Source organism: Curtobacterium sp. VKM Ac-2865, assembly GCF_015350905.1.
Taxonomy (GTDB): domain Bacteria; phylum Actinomycetota; class Actinomycetes; order Actinomycetales; family Microbacteriaceae; genus Curtobacterium.
In genome coordinates this window covers 51,686-65,892 of record NZ_JADKRZ010000006.1, presented here as the reverse complement: position 1 = coordinate 65,892, position 14,207 = coordinate 51,686, and the positions used below count along the sequence as shown (strand labels likewise).

At 72.0% G+C, this 14,207-nt stretch carries 18 protein-coding genes; 8 read left to right on the top strand and 10 right to left on the bottom strand.

The genetic code is table 11. The features are described 5' to 3' along the window. Nucleotides 1-41: 41 nt before the first annotated feature. The 3 genes from ITJ54_RS14550 to ITJ54_RS14540 form a co-directional block, all read right to left on the bottom strand. Complete coding sequence (locus ITJ54_RS14550; protein ID WP_194629487.1) at nucleotides 42-533, bottom strand: hypothetical protein; 492 nt, start codon at nucleotides 531-533, stop codon at nucleotides 42-44. 160 nt (nucleotides 534-693) lie between these two features. Continuing rightward, nucleotides 694-1,260 (bottom strand): GrpB family protein, encoded by a 567-nt coding sequence (locus ITJ54_RS14545; protein WP_194629485.1) that lies wholly within the window; start codon nucleotides 1,258-1,260, stop codon nucleotides 694-696. A 28-nt stretch (nucleotides 1,261-1,288) separates the two neighbouring features. Next, nucleotides 1,289-1,888, bottom strand: a complete 600-nt coding sequence (locus ITJ54_RS14540) for a TetR/AcrR family transcriptional regulator (protein ID WP_194629483.1) — start codon at nucleotides 1,886-1,888, stop codon at nucleotides 1,289-1,291. A 105-nt stretch (nucleotides 1,889-1,993) separates the two neighbouring features. On the opposite strand from ITJ54_RS14540, the gene ITJ54_RS14535 reads away from it, so the two are divergent. Next, nucleotides 1,994-2,659 (top strand): NAD(P)-dependent oxidoreductase, encoded by a 666-nt coding sequence (locus ITJ54_RS14535; RefSeq protein WP_194629481.1) that lies wholly within the window; start codon nucleotides 1,994-1,996, stop codon nucleotides 2,657-2,659. A gap of 12 nt (nucleotides 2,660-2,671) precedes the next feature. Here the strand turns inward: ITJ54_RS14535 and ITJ54_RS14530 are convergent, their stop codons facing one another. Together ITJ54_RS14530 and ITJ54_RS14525 are read right to left on the bottom strand one after the other, a co-directional pair. After that, nucleotides 2,672-3,601, bottom strand: coding sequence for an SDR family oxidoreductase (locus ITJ54_RS14530; protein WP_194629479.1), 930 nt, complete (start codon nucleotides 3,599-3,601; stop codon nucleotides 2,672-2,674). Between the two features lie 119 nt (nucleotides 3,602-3,720). Further along, nucleotides 3,721-4,596, bottom strand: a complete 876-nt coding sequence (locus tag ITJ54_RS14525; RefSeq protein WP_194629477.1) for a cyclase family protein — start codon at nucleotides 4,594-4,596, stop codon at nucleotides 3,721-3,723. Nucleotides 4,597-4,732: 136 nt separating this feature from the next. Between ITJ54_RS14525 and ITJ54_RS14520 the strand changes: the two genes are divergently transcribed. Continuing rightward, entirely contained in the window at nucleotides 4,733-5,209 is a 477-nt protein-coding gene (locus ITJ54_RS14520) for a MarR family winged helix-turn-helix transcriptional regulator (protein ID WP_194629475.1), read from the top strand. 2 nt (nucleotides 5,210-5,211) lie between these two features. On the opposite strand, the gene ITJ54_RS14515 is transcribed toward ITJ54_RS14520, so the two are convergent. Then, the gene (locus tag ITJ54_RS14515) at nucleotides 5,212-5,709 is read right to left on the bottom strand and encodes a CGNR zinc finger domain-containing protein (RefSeq protein ID WP_323741739.1); all 498 of its coding nucleotides are present in this window, start codon (nucleotides 5,707-5,709) and stop codon (nucleotides 5,212-5,214) included. Nucleotides 5,710-5,794: 85 nt separating this feature from the next. Between ITJ54_RS14515 and ITJ54_RS14510 the strand changes: the two genes are divergently transcribed. After that, the gene (locus tag ITJ54_RS14510; protein WP_194629472.1) at nucleotides 5,795-6,682 is read left to right on the top strand and encodes an alpha/beta fold hydrolase; all 888 of its coding nucleotides are present in this window, start codon (nucleotides 5,795-5,797) and stop codon (nucleotides 6,680-6,682) included. Between the two features lie 6 nt (nucleotides 6,683-6,688). On the opposite strand, the gene ITJ54_RS14505 is transcribed toward ITJ54_RS14510, so the two are convergent. Next, a complete protein-coding gene (locus ITJ54_RS14505; protein WP_194629471.1) occupies nucleotides 6,689-7,465 on the bottom strand; it encodes an alpha/beta fold hydrolase in 777 nt (258 codons plus the stop codon). 53 nt (nucleotides 7,466-7,518) lie between these two features. Between ITJ54_RS14505 and ITJ54_RS14500 the strand changes: the two genes are divergently transcribed. Together ITJ54_RS14500 and ITJ54_RS14495 are read left to right on the top strand one after the other, a co-directional pair. Further along, entirely contained in the window at nucleotides 7,519-7,932 is a 414-nt protein-coding gene (locus ITJ54_RS14500; RefSeq protein WP_194629470.1) for a MarR family winged helix-turn-helix transcriptional regulator, read from the top strand. A 241-nt stretch (nucleotides 7,933-8,173) separates the two neighbouring features. Next, complete coding sequence (locus tag ITJ54_RS14495; protein ID WP_194629469.1) at nucleotides 8,174-8,980, top strand: glycoside hydrolase family 16 protein; 807 nt, start codon at nucleotides 8,174-8,176, stop codon at nucleotides 8,978-8,980. A 103-nt stretch (nucleotides 8,981-9,083) separates the two neighbouring features. Here the strand turns inward: ITJ54_RS14495 and ITJ54_RS14490 are convergent, their stop codons facing one another. Beyond that, nucleotides 9,084-9,569: a MarR family winged helix-turn-helix transcriptional regulator gene (locus tag ITJ54_RS14490; protein ID WP_194629468.1), complete on the bottom strand. Its 486-nt coding sequence runs from the start codon at nucleotides 9,567-9,569 to the stop codon at nucleotides 9,084-9,086. Between the two features lie 60 nt (nucleotides 9,570-9,629). On the opposite strand from ITJ54_RS14490, the gene ITJ54_RS14485 reads away from it, so the two are divergent. The 3 genes from ITJ54_RS14485 (at nucleotide 9,630) to ITJ54_RS14475 (ending at nucleotide 11,775) form a co-directional block, all read left to right on the top strand. Then, complete coding sequence (locus tag ITJ54_RS14485; protein ID WP_194629467.1) at nucleotides 9,630-9,998, top strand: VOC family protein; 369 nt, start codon at nucleotides 9,630-9,632, stop codon at nucleotides 9,996-9,998. A gap of 131 nt (nucleotides 9,999-10,129) precedes the next feature. Continuing rightward, nucleotides 10,130-11,080: an AraC family transcriptional regulator gene (locus ITJ54_RS18375; protein WP_194629466.1), complete on the top strand. Its 951-nt coding sequence runs from the start codon at nucleotides 10,130-10,132 to the stop codon at nucleotides 11,078-11,080. Further along, the gene (locus tag ITJ54_RS14475; RefSeq protein ID WP_194629464.1) at nucleotides 11,077-11,775 is read left to right on the top strand and encodes an NUDIX hydrolase; all 699 of its coding nucleotides are present in this window, start codon (nucleotides 11,077-11,079) and stop codon (nucleotides 11,773-11,775) included. Before ITJ54_RS18375 ends, ITJ54_RS14475 begins: the two co-directional genes overlap by 4 nt. A 421-nt stretch (nucleotides 11,776-12,196) precedes the next feature. Here the strand turns inward: ITJ54_RS14475 and ITJ54_RS14470 are convergent, their stop codons facing one another. Next, the gene (locus ITJ54_RS14470) at nucleotides 12,197-13,162 is read right to left on the bottom strand and encodes a class I SAM-dependent methyltransferase (RefSeq protein WP_194629462.1); all 966 of its coding nucleotides are present in this window, start codon (nucleotides 13,160-13,162) and stop codon (nucleotides 12,197-12,199) included. Nucleotides 13,163-13,568: 406 nt separating this feature from the next. Next, nucleotides 13,569-14,204, bottom strand: coding sequence for a hypothetical protein (locus ITJ54_RS14465; protein WP_194629460.1), 636 nt, complete (start codon nucleotides 14,202-14,204; stop codon nucleotides 13,569-13,571). Nucleotides 14,205-14,207 lie beyond the last annotated feature (3 nt).

The window sequence follows — 14,207 nt, the reverse complement described above, 5'->3', positions numbered from 1 at the left end:
GGCCATGACCCCGAGGCCGCGTCGCATCAGGCTTCGACGTGTCACTGCCACTGCACGCCGGCCCACCCGACACCGGTGAGGCCCTTCATCTTCTTGGTGCCCGCGACGTTGCCCCACGGAACGCTCTTCGATCGGCCAGAGCCGCAATCGAGTGCCGTCCACGTCGGTGCGTGCTTGGAGTTGAACGACTTGCCCCAGATGCAGGGGCTCGCGTTGCCCTGGTGCTTGTACCAGCTGTACTGCACCGTTGCGGAGGGCTTCGTACCGATCACGCTGCAGCCGTTCACCGATTCGCCCATGACCGCGACGACAGTGAAGGCGCGGTCCTTGCAGTCACCAGACAGCACCGAGGGGCCGCCACCGACGACCACGACCTCGCCGTTCGGATCGAAGCTCTCATCCACGATCACGTTCGGAGGGATCGAAGCACCGGCACTCGCATCGGCGGCGGCCGCAGGCAGTGCCGGGATCAACAGAGAACCAGCGACGGCGGTGGACAGCAGCAGGCCCGAGAACCCAATCATCTTCTTCATCGAACACCCTTGTTTGCCGGTGACGCTCTACCGGATGTACCGATCTTTCAGTACATCAGTGAGATGTGCAAGAAGATGCCGCGTCCAGCCTCAGCGCACCCGCTCTCAGCGCTGATCATCCCGGTACCGATCCTTCCGGGCCGGGGGCACAGGGTCTCAGTCAGCGGGCCGCGCGCGCTCGGGTGCGGATCGCCTCGATCACCTCGGTCTTGGCGTCCGCGTAGTCGTTCATGTCGTCCCACTGCCGGCGGAACAGCTCCCGCTTGGTGTCCTCGTACAGGGCCCGGTCGGCAGCGTCGGCCCGGAGCCGGTCGCGGAAGAGCAGGTAGTCCTCGACGGCGCGGGCACCGTGCTCGTAGACGTGCACGTGCACGGTGCGTTCCGGTGTCCGGACCAGGCGGTGGCCGGGCTCCCGGACGCGCAGCACGTAGCCGGCCGCGAGGAGCCGGTCGACGTGGTCCTCCTCGGCGGTGATGTCGTCCACCGTCACCAGCACGTCGATGATCGGCTTCGCCGCGAGCCCGGGTACGGCCGTGGAGCCGATGTGCTCGATCCGGACGGACTCAGCGCCGGCGCCGAGTGCGACACGGATGCGGTCTCGGTGCTCGGCGAAGGCGTCCGTCCACCGCGCGTCGTACGGCTCGAGGTCGACGTGGACAGCCTCGGCCCCGCCGATGATGTCGGCCGTCGTCACGTCTGGGCGTCGTCGGCCGTCGCTGTGTCCCATGCCGTCATCCTCGCAGGCACGGTGGACGTCAGCGCCGCGTGACGACCCGGCGGCCGAGCTCGGAGTCGAGCAGCATCGTCATCGCCGCGGTCACCAGGGCGTCGCCCTGCACGCGGGCGATCCGACCGGACGCGACGAGCGCGGCGATCCCCTGCATCGTCGCCCCGAACAGCAGCTTGAACGTGTCACGCGCGGTCGCGTCCGCGTCCGGTCCTGACGGGCCCATCACGTCGTCGAGCGCCCCGAACAACCGGCCGGCGGCGTCCTGCACGGCCCCGGGTCGGGCGCTCGTCTTCGCCGCGAACATCAGCTCCATCAGCGCGGCGTCCTCGATCGCGAAGTCGACGTAGGCCCGGGCGACGTGGTCGAACGCCACGCGGGCCGAGTCAGCGCCGTCGACGGCGGACTGCACCGCCTGCGTCAGCCGGTCGAAGCCCAGCTCGGCGAGCGCGTCGAGCAGCGCCTGGCGGTCGATGAAGTGACTGCGCGGTGCACCGTGGCTGACGCCGGCCTGGCGCGCGAGCTCGCGGAGCGACAGTCCGTCCGTCCCGGTGGCGCGGAGCATGGTCTGGGCCTGTTCGAGCAGGACGGCTCGCAGGTTCCCGTGGTGGAACGGCCGCGTGGTCATGTACACAGCCTACGAGGATCTAGGCATTGACTCCTTTCTAGACAGTGACTAGTTTGAGGCCGGGCGCAATCGCCCGCCACGGCACGATCGACGACAGGACTCCCCATGGACCAGCAGAAGACCTTCCTGGTGTTCGGCGGCACCGGACAGACCGGACAGCACTTCCTCCGGCTCGCGCTGGAGCAGGGGCACCGCGTCCGCGCCCTCGCCAGGACCCCCGTCAAGCTCACCCGCACGCACCCCGACCTCGAGGTCGTCGCCGGGTCCGTCACCGGTGAACTCGACCTCGATGCGCTCCTCGACGGGACCGACGCCGTCGTGGCGATGCTCGGTGACGTCGTCGCGCAGCGCGACCGGCAGGTCAACACGGAGTTCGTCCGCCGTCTCGTCCCCGCGATGCGCCGCCAGGGCGTCTCCCGCTTCCTGTACCAGGCAGGCGGACTGAGCGCCCCTCCCGGCGAGCGCCTGCCCCCGGCGCTCCGGGCGGTCCGCGCCACGATCGCGCGCGGGTACATCGGGCAGCACGAGGACAACGAGGCGGTCATGCGGTACCTGAGCACCGACGCCGACGACCTGGAGTGGATGGTGCACCGCGCGGGCATCGGGTCGGACGGACCCTCGAAGGGCACGCTCCACCGGTCCGACAAGCGGATGAGCATCGGCACGTTCTCCGACTGCGCCGACTACACGCTGCGCACGGTGCTCGACGACTCGGCCGTCCACACCTGCGACCCGAGCAGCTACCGCGCGGCGAGCGCCGTCTCGAGCTGACCGCGGACGAGTTCAGCGTCCGGCACGGACCCCCGTCAGCGCCTCGGAAACGTCCCACAGCCGCCGGGCAGTGTCCATGTCCGTCAGCGGCGCCCACATCGGCAGGAGCGTCGGCGGACCGCCCGCCGTGCGACGTGGACCCCAGAACTGGTCGCCACGGGCGTCCGGGGACGTCGCCGCGACGATCGCCGGCTGCGCCGCGCTCTCGACCGTCCCCACGACCCGGAGGCGCGACAACAGTCCGATCAGACGACGCGCGACCGGCGTGCGGTCACGACCGAGACCGGGCTGCGCCGCCAGCAGGTTCGTCGGCGAGATCCCGGGGTGCGCCAGGTTGCTCGTGATCCCCCAGCCCGCGGCCGCGCTGCGGGCGTCGAGTTCCCGAGCGAACAGCCCGACCGCGATCTTCGACGCCTGGTAGGCACGCATCACGGCGTAGGAGTCACGGGAGTCGACATCGTCCAGGTCGATGGACCCGTTCCGGGCCGCGACGCTCGTCTGGTGAGTGACACGGGCACGACCGGCTCGCAGCAGGTCGAGCACGCCGAGGGTGAGCGCGAAGTGCCCGAGGTGGTTCGTCCCCATCTGCAGCTCGAAGCCGTCCCGGGTCTCCTGCCGCTGCGGCGGCTGCATCACGCCGGCGTTGTTCACGAGGAGCCCGATCGGCCGCCCCTCGGCGAGCAGCGAGTCCGACAGCGCGGCGACCGACTCGAGTGACGACAGGTCCAGCGGGAGCGTCCGGACGCGGGCGCCCGGGACGGAACTGCGGATCCGGTCGGCCGCGCGCGATCCCTTGTCCGCTGACCGGACCGGCATCACCACCTCGGCACCGGCGCGGGCCAGGTGCGTGGCGATGACGTGTCCGATGCCGTCGCTGGCGCCGGTGACGACGGCGAGGGTGCCCGCGAGGTCGGGGACGGGGTGGACCGGTGTTGACGGCATGGGGTTCCTTCGACGTCGGGCGACCACCGGACCGGTGGTGGCCCCATGCTGCGCGCACCCCCGCCGCACATCCAGGGCCCGTCGATCCACGGCTCCGGGATCAGCCGCCGGACGACCGCTCAGAACACCGCGAGCGGGTTCACGGGCACGCCGGTCAGGCCACCGATGCGGGGCGGGGCCACCACGAGCATGAACACGGAACGACCGACCTCGGCGCTGACCTCGGCCAGCTCGTCGACCACGACGCCGTCGATGAGCGCCATCCCGAGCCGGGCGAGTCCGACCATGTGCAGCGGCATCGGCACCTCCGGGTCGAGCGGCGGGAAGCTGTCGCCGACGTCCCCGGCCCAGATCGCCACGTCGCGGTCGCGCAGCCACTGGACGGCGTCGACCGTGACGCCGGGGCCCTGCTCGTCCGCGTCCCAGCGGAACGTCCACCCGGTCCGGACGACGAGCGCGTCCCCCGGCTCCACCCGGACGCCACCTCGGGCCTCCGCAGCACCGAGGTCGTCGGCGGTGATCGGGTGCGCCGACGGCAGCCGTCCTCCCGGAGCCAGGTCGAGCAGGACACCGCGGGTGACGATGCCCGCGGCGAAGGCCGAGGTGGAGCCGTGCGCCACGACCCCGCCCGTCACGGCCTCGCCGAGCGGGACCGTCGGGAACACGACGCCGTCGACCGGCATGTGCACGAGGGCGTCGATGTGGGTCAGCGCCGGGTGGTGCGGCGTCACGGTGAGCACCTCGGCCATGCCCATCGGGGGCGTCCCGGTGTGCAGGAGCGCCTGCTGCACCGGCGGCGACGGGGGCGAGGGCGGAGCGAACGGACCGCCGAGCATCGAGGCGGGATCGGTCGACAGGGCGAGGGAGACCCACCGTCCGACATGGACCGCGGCGGCTGCACGGGCACGAGCGGCGTCGTCCACCAGGTTGAGGGCGCCGAGCTCGTCGGCATCGCCCCATCGGCCGCGGTTGTCGGGGAGCTGCGTGGATGTCATGTGGGTCGTCCTGTCGATTCGTGGTCCTGGCCGAGTTCGGGCATGCTCCAGAGGAGGACTCGGGAAGCAGGTTCCTGCAGGCTACTCCAAGAAGCAGCTTCCTGTTTGTGAAGGATCGACTGGACGAGAGGCATCGATGGACGCGGAAACCCGTGACGGGCTCGACCTGGTGCTGGGATGGAACGCCGTGAAGGTCGGACGGGTCATCGGCGCCCGGATCACCGCCGGCCTCGCCGACCACGGCATCGGCCTCGTGCAGTTCGGCGTGCTCTCCTGCCTGGCCGACGGTGCCGCGCTGACCTCCGCCGAGATCGCACGGGCGGTCTTCGTCCGGCCCCAGAGCATGGCGCAGGTGCTGGACGGCATGGAGGAACAGGGGCTGATCCACCGCGAGGGCGTCCGGTCGAAGGGCCGCAGGAACCCGGTGCAGCTCACCGTCGACGGCGAGCAGGCCCTCGAGACGGCCCTCGCGATCGCGCTCGCCAGCAACGACCTGACCAGCCTGGGGCTCGACCGCGCCGAGAGCGACCGCCTCAACGACCTGCTGCTCACCGTCATCCGTGCCGCCGAGGACGCCCCCGACCAGCACACGGCCGGAGCCGATCGAGACTGAGTTCAGCCCGCGGAACGGCGCGCGTACGCGCGCGCCTTCATGCGGTTGCCGCACGTCGCCATCGAGCACCACTTCGCCGTGCCGGGTCGGCTGTGGTCGACGAGGAACAGGTTGCACTCGTCGTTGGCGCACGCGCGCAGCCGCCCGGGGAACCGTGACAGGACGTCGGACCAGGCGAGGACGGCATCGACGGCCAGGCGGTCGTCGTCGGACACCCGGAGATCCCAGACCACGCCGTCCGGCGTCGGACGGGGGATGCGCACGGCGCCGTCGACGACGTGCGTCAGCTCGTCGAGGCCCGGCGTCGTCGCGCCGCGCACGACGGCCTGCAGTGCGGCCCGGACCCGGCGCAGTCCGGCCAGTTCGTCGTCGGAACCGGTCCCGCCCCAGTCCCGGGCACGTCGCTGTCCCGCAGCGCCGTCGAGCAGGTCCGTCGGACGGCCGTCGACCACGGGCGCGCTGTTGAGGAGCCCCAGGAGCAGTGTCTCGTTCTCGTCCACCGGTGCGTGTCCTGTCCGGCGCACGGTGCGCCTCCCGTCCATGCTAGCGTCCGATAACCAGCAAAACCAATCAAAGGGGTTAGTCATGGTCGCTGTCCACCACCGCACCGTCTCCGTCGACGGGCTCGACGTGTTCTGGCGTGAGGCCGGACCGGCCGACGCGCCGGTCCTGCTGCTCCTGCACGGGTACCCGTCGAGCTCGCACATGTTCCGGCACCTCATCCCCGCGCTGGGCGACCACTACCGCGTCATCGCGCCGGACCACATCGGCTTCGGTCGCTCGTCCGCTCCGTCCGCCGACGACTTCGACTACTCGTTCGCCGCCCTGGCCGACGTGACCGGCCGGTTCCTCAGCACGATCGGCGTGACGCGGTACACGATCTACGTCCAGGACTACGGCGCACCGGTCGGTTGGCGCCTGGCCCTCGCCGACCCGAGCGCCGTCGAAGGCGTGGTCTCGCAGAACGGCAACGCCTACGAGGAGGGCTTCGTCCCCGACTTCTGGGACCCGATCTGGGCAGACGGCGCGGAGCGGACCGACGCCACGCGCGACGCACTCCGCCCGGCGCTCGGTCGCGAGGCCGTCGAGTGGCAGTACACGCACGGGGTGCCGGACCCGACGACCGTCGACCCGGACGCCTGGGAGCACGACCTCACGCTCCTCGCCCGCCCCGGGCAGGACGACGTGCAACTCGACCTGTTCCGCGACTACGCGACGAACCGCGAGCTCTACCCGAACGTGCACGCCTGGCTGCGGGAGTCCGGGGTCCCGGTGCTCGCGATCTGGGGGCGGAACGACGAGATCTTCGCGGCGGCAGGCGCGGAGGCCTTCCGCCGTGACGCACCGGGAGCGCAGGTCGAGCTCGTCGACGGCGGACACTTCCTGCTCGAGTCACACCTGGACCTGGTCGCCACGACCCTCGACAGCTGGCACCGGGACCAGGTCGCCCCATCCCGTCGAGCCGTCAGCTGACCCGCGTCACACCCGCTGCAGGAACGGGTCGACCACCGCCCACGTCGCCGACGGTGCCTCGAGGTGCGGCAGGTGCCCGGCAGCCGGGACCTCGGCGAACTCGGCTCCCGGGACGGCGGCGGCCACCGCACGCGCGTACGCGGGGGTGACGACGCGGTCACTCGCCCCGGAGACCACGAGGGTCGGCACCCGGACGCCGCCGAGCCGACCGAGCAGCGTCGGGTCGCTCATCCCCCGGCCCGCGACCGCTGCCATCGTGGCGCCGTTCGACCGCTGCACGGCACGCTGCTCGTCCGTCAGGCTCGCGGGGTCCATGTACCCGCGCGAGGCGTCGTGCCAGGCGACCTCGGCGAGTCCGCGGGCGTCGAGCGCGAAGAAGTCGGCGATCGGCGCACCGTCGACGACCGCGCCGACGCCGTCGATGTCGACCACCGCGCCGACCAGGCCCGCGTACCGGTCGTCAGCCGCGGCCTGTACGGCCATCTCGAGCGCGACCCAGCCGCCGATCGAGGACCCGACCAGCACCGCGCGCCGCACACCGTCGGCGAGGAGCCGGTCGAGGTAGGCCGTGGCCAGGGCGGCGACGGAGTCGATGTCCGCGGGTCGGGAGGTGCCGTCCCAGCCCGGGTGGGTCGGCGCGAGCACGTGGAACGCCGACGCGAGGTGGCCGACGATCGGCGCGACGGTCCGCGGGCCGCCGCCACCGTGCAGCACGAGTGCGACGCGGGCGGTGGGCTCGCCGGCCTGGAGGACCCGCAGGTCGTCGGGGAGGGAGATGGTCATGGTGGTCGTCCTGTCTCAACATGTTTATGTACGGGTATTGATACGGTAGCACCGTGACGACGGACCTCGAGACACTCGGCCAGCTGGTGAAGCGCGCGCAGTACCGCAACCACCGGACGATGGACGCCGCCCTGCGCGACGTGGGGGTGTCGCTCGTGCAGTGGGACGCCCTGCGCGCCGTCGACCGGATGCCCTCCGCCTCCGGTCACGACCTCGCGGTGGCGACCTTCCAGAGCGACCAGGCCTTCGGCACGCTCGCGAACCGCCTGGTCGACCGCGGGCTGGTCGTCCGGACGGCCGGTCGTGGTCGACGGATCGAGCACACCCTGACGGACGAGGGGCGGGCGGCACTCGCGGGGGGACACGCGGTGGCGGTGGACGTGCTCGACGAGCTCTTCGAACCGCTGACCGAGGACGACCGCGCGACCCTCCTCCGCGTCCTCCGCACCCTGACCGAGCGCGACTGACCAGCCAGGCCATCCGGTGTTCAGACGCCGGTTCACGTCATCACCCCCCGAACGGGGCACAGATGATGCATGATGTCCGGGGACGCGTCACCGAACTCGTGTGCAGCACCCGGCACCCGAGCGCGTCCTGCCGACCCGAACCCGCGCCGAGCCCAGTCAAGGAGCCCGACATCTCCACGCCAAGCACGTGCACGCCCAAGCGCGGCACATCCCCCATGACCCTCACCGAACGGAAGACCCGATGAACCGTCGCAAGCGTGGACTCCTCGCCACCGTGACCGCCCTCACCGCTGGCGCACTCGTCCTGGGGGTGCCGACCACGGCCTCCGCCGCCACCTGGAACGGCTGGTGGTGGGGTGGACACGGCCGCTGGCAGCCGCCGGTGACCGCACCGACGCCTGACCCCACCCCGGTCGCGGAGACCGGTTCTTCGGCCCCGGCCGCGTCCTTCATCGAGGACTTCAACGGCTACGCCGCGACCGGCCTGGTCGCCTCGCTCTACAACCAGGCCTGGCAGCCCTACCCGGACGGCACCTCGGGCATCTACGCCCCGAGCAAGACCGTCTCGGTGCACGACGGCGTCATGGACGTCCAGCTCGGCGGCGCCGGCACGGCCGGCACGTTCGGCACCTTCGCCAAGGCCTGGGGCCACGTCGGTGGCTCGTTCTCCGTCCGCGCCAAGGCGACGGGCGGCGACGGCAACGGCGCGGCCTTCATGCTGTGGCCGACCTCCGGCGTCTGGTCGGACGGTGAGATCGACTTCCCCGAGGGCAACTTCGACGAGAGCCCGTCCGCCTACCACCACTCCATGGTCCGCGGGCAGGAGGCGAACCGCGTCCAGCTCGGCACGGGCGTCTCGTGGCGTGACTGGCACACCTACAAGATCGACTGGGTCCCCGGACAGTCCGTGACGTACAGCGTCGACGGCCGCGTCCTGGACACCATCACGCACGACGTCCCCACCACGCCGCACCGCTTCATGTTCCAGACCGGCAACTGGGGCGACTCGGGCAACCTGCTCATCGACTGGGTCTCCACCACCGAGTGACCGGTGCCGGACCGGGGTGACCCCTGGTCCGGACCACGCTCCAGCCCACCACGGGGCAGACGGGAGGCACGGTGCCAGCTGGCACCGTGCCTCCCGTTCGTCGTCAGTCGCGTCCCGTCCCCGTGTGCGCGTCCCGTTGACCAGGATCGGTCCGGAGTGCGCGGACCATGCTGCGCAGCAGCCGGAGCGCCTCGGCGCGGTCGTCTGCCGTCAGACCGTCGAGCATCCGGACCTCGACGGAGCGCACCGCGGCGGTCGCGGCTGCCAGACGCGTCCGGCCGACGTCCGTGAGCCGCGTGGGCAGGGCCTTGCCGACGGGTGCCTCGGCGGCGCGGGTGACGGAGCCGTCGCGCTCGAGGGCCTGCAGCAGCACGTTCATCGACTGCCGGGTGACGAACGCACCGCGGGCGAGTTCGGAGTTCGAGAGGCCGGGGCGCTGCGCGAGGAGCTCCAGGCACGAGTAGTGCGTGACGGTCATGCCGAGCGGTCGGAGGACGGCCTCCATCGAGGTCCGGAGGGCGCTGGCCGCCTCCTTCAGCAGGTAGCCCAGCGAGGTGTCGAGGTCGATCCCGGGGAGGTCTTGACGCATGTCAGGATTCTGACATAGATTCCTCCGTGTCAGAAGACTGACACACATCGAAGGAGCACCATGCCCGCCACCGGCCCCGACTTCATCTCCCTGCAGGTCCGTGACCTCGACACCTCCCAGGCGTTCTACGAGCGCTACCTCGGCCTGGTCCGCTCGCCAGCCGGTCCCCCGCACGCCGTCGTGTTCGCGACGACACCGATCGCCTTCGCGCTGCGCGACGTCGTGCCGGGGACGGACCTCGACGCCATCCCCCAGCCGGGCATCGGCACCGCGCTCTGGCTCCACGCCACCGACGTGCAGGACATCCACGACGCCCTGGTGTCGGACGGCCGGACCATCGTCGCCGACCCGATCGACGGGCCCTTCGGCCGGACCTTCACCTTCGCGGACCCCGACGGCTACCACGTGACGCTCCACGACCGCGCCTGACCTCCGCGGCGGGACCGGCTGGGCCACCGTGGACCGTCCGGAGAACGGACCCCGCTGTGACCTCGCCGATGTCCGATTCCGGAAGTGCGTGTCCGCTTGCAGGACGGGGGCGTTCCGGTGAGGATCGAACCGTGCCAGAACTCCTGCGTCGGACGCGAATCGAGACCCGCACCCGGGACCGCCGGGTCGCAGCGGGCGCCGTGATGCAGGCCGACGTGACCCACGGCCTGCTGGTCGAGGGCCGCGATTCGTCGTTCTCGTTCGAGGACCGGTCGCGTGGCACCCACCTGCTGTCGTTGGGCTCCTGCAGCTGTGTCGGGGTGATCTCGGGGGAGATCGCGCCGGACGACTCGGTGACGCTCATCTGGCTGAAGTCCGGACGCGGGCACCTCGACGGCGACCAGATGACCATCGGCCGCCCGACGTTGCTGCGCCAGGAGTCGCAGCCGTTCCGGTGGGAGTCGTTCCACAAGGACGTCATGCGCATCGACCGGGCCACGGTCGAGGCCGTCGCGGCGGAGCGCGGCGACTGGGAACCCGGTCCGCTGGTGTTCCAGCCCCGGCACGTGCCGGAGGGGCCGAACCTCGCCGCCTGGTGGCTCATGGTCCGGACCGTCGCAGCCGAGGTCCTGAACGGCCCGGACGAGGTCCCGCTCGAGCGCGAACAGGAGCTCACCCGGTTCGCCGCCGCCGGCCTGCTGTCGGCGATCCCGCACTGGCCCGTCGGGCAGCACGAGCCGCCGCGGACCGCCGCGAGCGCTCGGTTCGCCCGCGCCGAGTCCTTCCTGCTCGAGAACGCCACCCAGCAGATCACCGTCGCCGACGTCGCCGCGGCCGCCGGCCTGAGCGTGCGCGGGCTGCAGGACACGTTCCAGCGGCACCACGGCATCGCGCCGCTGACGTACCTGCGCGGCATCCGTCTGCTCCTGGCACGCGAGCGGCTGCAGGAGGAGCCGGACCTGAGCATCGCCGAGGTCGCACGGGCCACGGGGTTCGCGCACCTCGGACGCTTCGCGGCCGCCTACCGCGCGGAGTTCGGGGAGCTCCCCCGGCAGACCCGGCAGGCGGCGCAGGAGTCGTGACGGCCACGGACCGAGTCGTGGGCGCCAGGGCCGAGCTGGCGGCGGTCCTCGCGGCGACGGGGACCGACCCGCTCGTCGCCGGGCTCCCCCCGGCCGTCTCGCCGCGACAGGCCGCGGTGCTCAGCCTCTTCGGCGTGCTCGACGGCGTCCCGAGCGACCGTGCGGACGCCGCCGTCTCCCGGGACCTCGACGTCCTGCTGCTCTCCCGCGCGACGACCCTGCGCGCCCACCCCGGCGAGGTGGCCTTCCCCGGCGGGCGCGTCGACCCCGGGGACCGCGACCCGGTGGCGGCCGCCCTCCGCGAGGCCCGCGAGGAGACCGGCCTGGACCCATCCGGCGTCGACGTGCTCGGCACGCTGCCGGTGGTCCCGCTCGCGTTCTCACGGCACCTGGTCTCGCCGGTGCTCGGTTGGTGGCGGGACCCGTCACCCGTGCGGGTCGTGGACCAGGGCGAGTCGGCGGCGGTCTTCCGCGCACCCGTGGCCGACCTGCTCGACCCCGCCCACCGCGGCGTGACGGTGATCCGGCGGGACGGTCAGGAGTGGCGCGGGGCGGCCTTCACCGTGGACACCGACGCCGGGTCGCACGTGGTGTGGGGCTTCACGGCGTCACTGCTCGACGCGCTGTTCGACCGCGCGGGGTGGACCGAGCCGTGGGACCACGAGCGCGAGGTGCCGCTGCCCGCTGCGCGCTGACGGCCGCGCGGCGGCGGCCGGCGGCGGCGCGTGTCGGCACGAGCCTCGTGCTCGGCGACATCCCGTGGGCTCCGGAAGGCGAGGGCTGTCGGCGGACTCGAGGCTCGTCTCCGCGGTGGCGGCGGCGGCGGCGGTGGCGGGAGCGCGCGGACGGGAGGCTCGGTGCCGGACGTGCGCCGAGCCTCCCGTCCGGCGCGTGGTGACGCACGGTGGCTGCGGGCCGGACCTGCGCGACGGCAGAAGCGACATGCCGCGTGCGGATGCGCGGCGCAGACGGCCGCACCGTGTCGCTCGATGCGCACGTATGGCCGCAACGGGCCGGGTGGTGTCGCTCGATGCGCTCGCATGCGGACGTCGGGCCACCGTGGACTCGGCGCGGGCGGTCTCGGCGTGGGCGCTCGGTCCCACCGCAGTCCGGTGGTCACGCGTGCATCGGTGTGCACGTGGCCATGCCGCCGACGACGACGCCTCCTGCCCGGATCCGCCAGGGTTCGGTGTTCTCGAGCCTCCAGCCGAGCCCCCGGAGCCACTCATCGAGTCCGGCGTCGTCGTCGCGGGTGTCCATGAAGAAGCGGTAGGGCTCACCCGCAGCGGCGACGCTCTGCCGGAGCTGGGAGGAGAGGGCCCTGTCGAAGGCGTTCGGCAGCTCGAGCAACTCCCGGGAGACGAAGTCGAAGGCAAGGACATCGCCGGGCCGGGCGATCCGCGCCAAGCCGCCGACGCACTGCGCGGCGTACGCGGGTTCGAGGTAGGGCAGGAGTCCCTCGAGGATGAAGACCGTGCGGCCCGGGCTTCCCGCCAGTCCTCGCTCCAGGTCGCCGATCCAGTTCGCGTCGTCGGCGTCGGCCGGGATGAAGGTGACCTTCCCCGTTCCGGTCCGCGCCTGGCACGCCTGCTTCGTCGCTTGGGTGGCCAGCAGGTCGACCTCGAAGGCCGCACCACCGGCATCCGCTGTGGCAGCCGCGCGCGAGTCCCACCCCGCCCCGATGACGACGATCGCCCCGACGTTCTCGGAGCAGATGCGGTCGTAGAAGAACGGACGACGTCGGCCTTGCGTGAGCATCGTCGCCTCCCCGGCGGGGACTTCGTTGCGGGAGCGGGGGACGTGGCCCGAGAGTGCGTGGGCCAGACGCTCGGGAGCGAGCATGAGCCACAGGGGGATCGTGTGGACGCCGGGCAGCGAGAACAGGAGGTCGAACGATCGCTGGTCGGATCGGACCCCGTGCAGGTGGAGCCGAGCCCGAGCGAGGAGCGGTGCGTACGCGGTCGCTGAGATCCCGAGACCACGGCTGGTCCGTCTGAGGTGGGACCAGAAGAACAAGCTCCCGGTGACCTGTACGCCAGCGAGCAGGAAGCGGATCGTCCACGAGGAGATCGAGCGCAGCATGGTGGTTCTTCACTGGGGGCTGGCTGCCGAGGCGGCAGCCAGCCCCGTCAGCCGAGGCTAGAGAGCAACCCCGAGCCAGATGCCTCCGGCGGCAGCCACAGCGACTCCAGCGACGCAGGCGATGATCGCTCCGATGATCATGGTGTCCTTCTCTCTCTCAGGGTGAGGGCGCTCCTCACGCTGGAACGCACTGTTGCTTTTCGCGTTCTGGATGTCACCATATCTGAACTGATGTACACAGAATTCTGTCCTCCCCCAGCAGCGCCCGTCATTCGGCGGACGGCGGATGGCCGGGCGCGCCGGACGGGAGACTCGGCGCCGTGTCGCTCGATGCGCGCGCATGGTCGCAGCGGGTCGGGCGGTGTCGCTTCCGTCGGCGCGGGAGGTCTCGGCCGTGCGTGCCCGGTCAGGGGCGGAGCGCGCGGAGCACCCGCGCGAGGACCTGCAGCTTCGCGGCTGCGATCCCCGACGGCCGGCCGAGGGCACCCCGCGGGGCGAGCACGACGTGGCCGCGGTCGGTCGCGAACCACAGGCCGTAGTCCTCGTCCAAGCCGCCGCGCCCCCGGTGCGTCGCGACGTCGATGCGGCGGATCCGCTCCCACGGCAGGTCGTGCACGGGCCGGTCGTCGCCGGAGGGCCAGCCGTGGAACCCCTCGGCGTCGACGGTCCAGAGCACGGGGGCCGGGTCCGGGAGTTCGTCGGGCTCCCGGATGACCGGCGCGGTCACCGGCAGGTGGAACGCTACCGGGCTGCCCGCGCGGCGGATCCTCGCCAGGACGCGGCGGTCCCGGCGAGACGCCCACCACGCGGCGACACCGGCAGCGGGCCCCGCGACCAGCAGGGCCGGTGGGACCAGCACGAGGATCCCGATTCGACGGGTGTGCTCCCAGAAGTCCGCGACCCACTCGAGGTGCAGCGCCTCGGCCCAGACCAGCAGGGCACCGACGACCGAGAGGACGAGGAGCCCGACCACGAGTCCGCGGACGGGTGGGACCTCGCCGTCACGGAGCCGGCGTACCCACGGTTCGGCGTCGTCGTCCACCTG

Bases quoted from the DNA above. Each gene is read 5' to 3' on its own strand.
- ITJ54_RS14495 (WP_194629469.1), top strand. From the start codon at position 8,174: ATGAACCGTCGCAAGCGTGGACTCCTCGCCACCGTGACCGCCCTCACC.
- ITJ54_RS14540 (WP_194629483.1), bottom strand. From the start codon at position 1,888: ATGACCACGCGGCCGTTCCACCACGGGAACCTGCGAGCCGTCCTGCTC.
- ITJ54_RS14520 (WP_194629475.1), top strand. From the start codon at position 4,733: ATGGACGCGGAAACCCGTGACGGGCTCGACCTGGTGCTGGGATGGAAC.
- ITJ54_RS14510 (WP_194629472.1), top strand. From the start codon at position 5,795: ATGGTCGCTGTCCACCACCGCACCGTCTCCGTCGACGGGCTCGACGTG.
- ITJ54_RS14545 (WP_194629485.1), bottom strand. From the start codon at position 1,260: ATGGGACACAGCGACGGCCGACGACGCCCAGACGTGACGACGGCCGAC.
- ITJ54_RS14535 (WP_194629481.1), top strand. From the start codon at position 1,994: ATGGACCAGCAGAAGACCTTCCTGGTGTTCGGCGGCACCGGACAGACC.
- ITJ54_RS14470 (WP_194629462.1), bottom strand. From the start codon at position 13,162: ATGCTGCGCTCGATCTCCTCGTGGACGATCCGCTTCCTGCTCGCTGGC.
- ITJ54_RS14530 (WP_194629479.1), bottom strand. From the start codon at position 3,601: ATGCCGTCAACACCGGTCCACCCCGTCCCCGACCTCGCGGGCACCCTC.
- ITJ54_RS14485 (WP_194629467.1), top strand. From the start codon at position 9,630: ATGCCCGCCACCGGCCCCGACTTCATCTCCCTGCAGGTCCGTGACCTC.
- ITJ54_RS14550 (WP_194629487.1), bottom strand. From the start codon at position 533: ATGAAGAAGATGATTGGGTTCTCGGGCCTGCTGCTGTCCACCGCCGTC.
- ITJ54_RS14505 (WP_194629471.1), bottom strand. From the start codon at position 7,465: ATGACCATCTCCCTCCCCGACGACCTGCGGGTCCTCCAGGCCGGCGAG.
- ITJ54_RS14525 (WP_194629477.1), bottom strand. From the start codon at position 4,596: ATGACATCCACGCAGCTCCCCGACAACCGCGGCCGATGGGGCGATGCC.
- ITJ54_RS14490 (WP_194629468.1), bottom strand. From the start codon at position 9,569: ATGCGTCAAGACCTCCCCGGGATCGACCTCGACACCTCGCTGGGCTAC.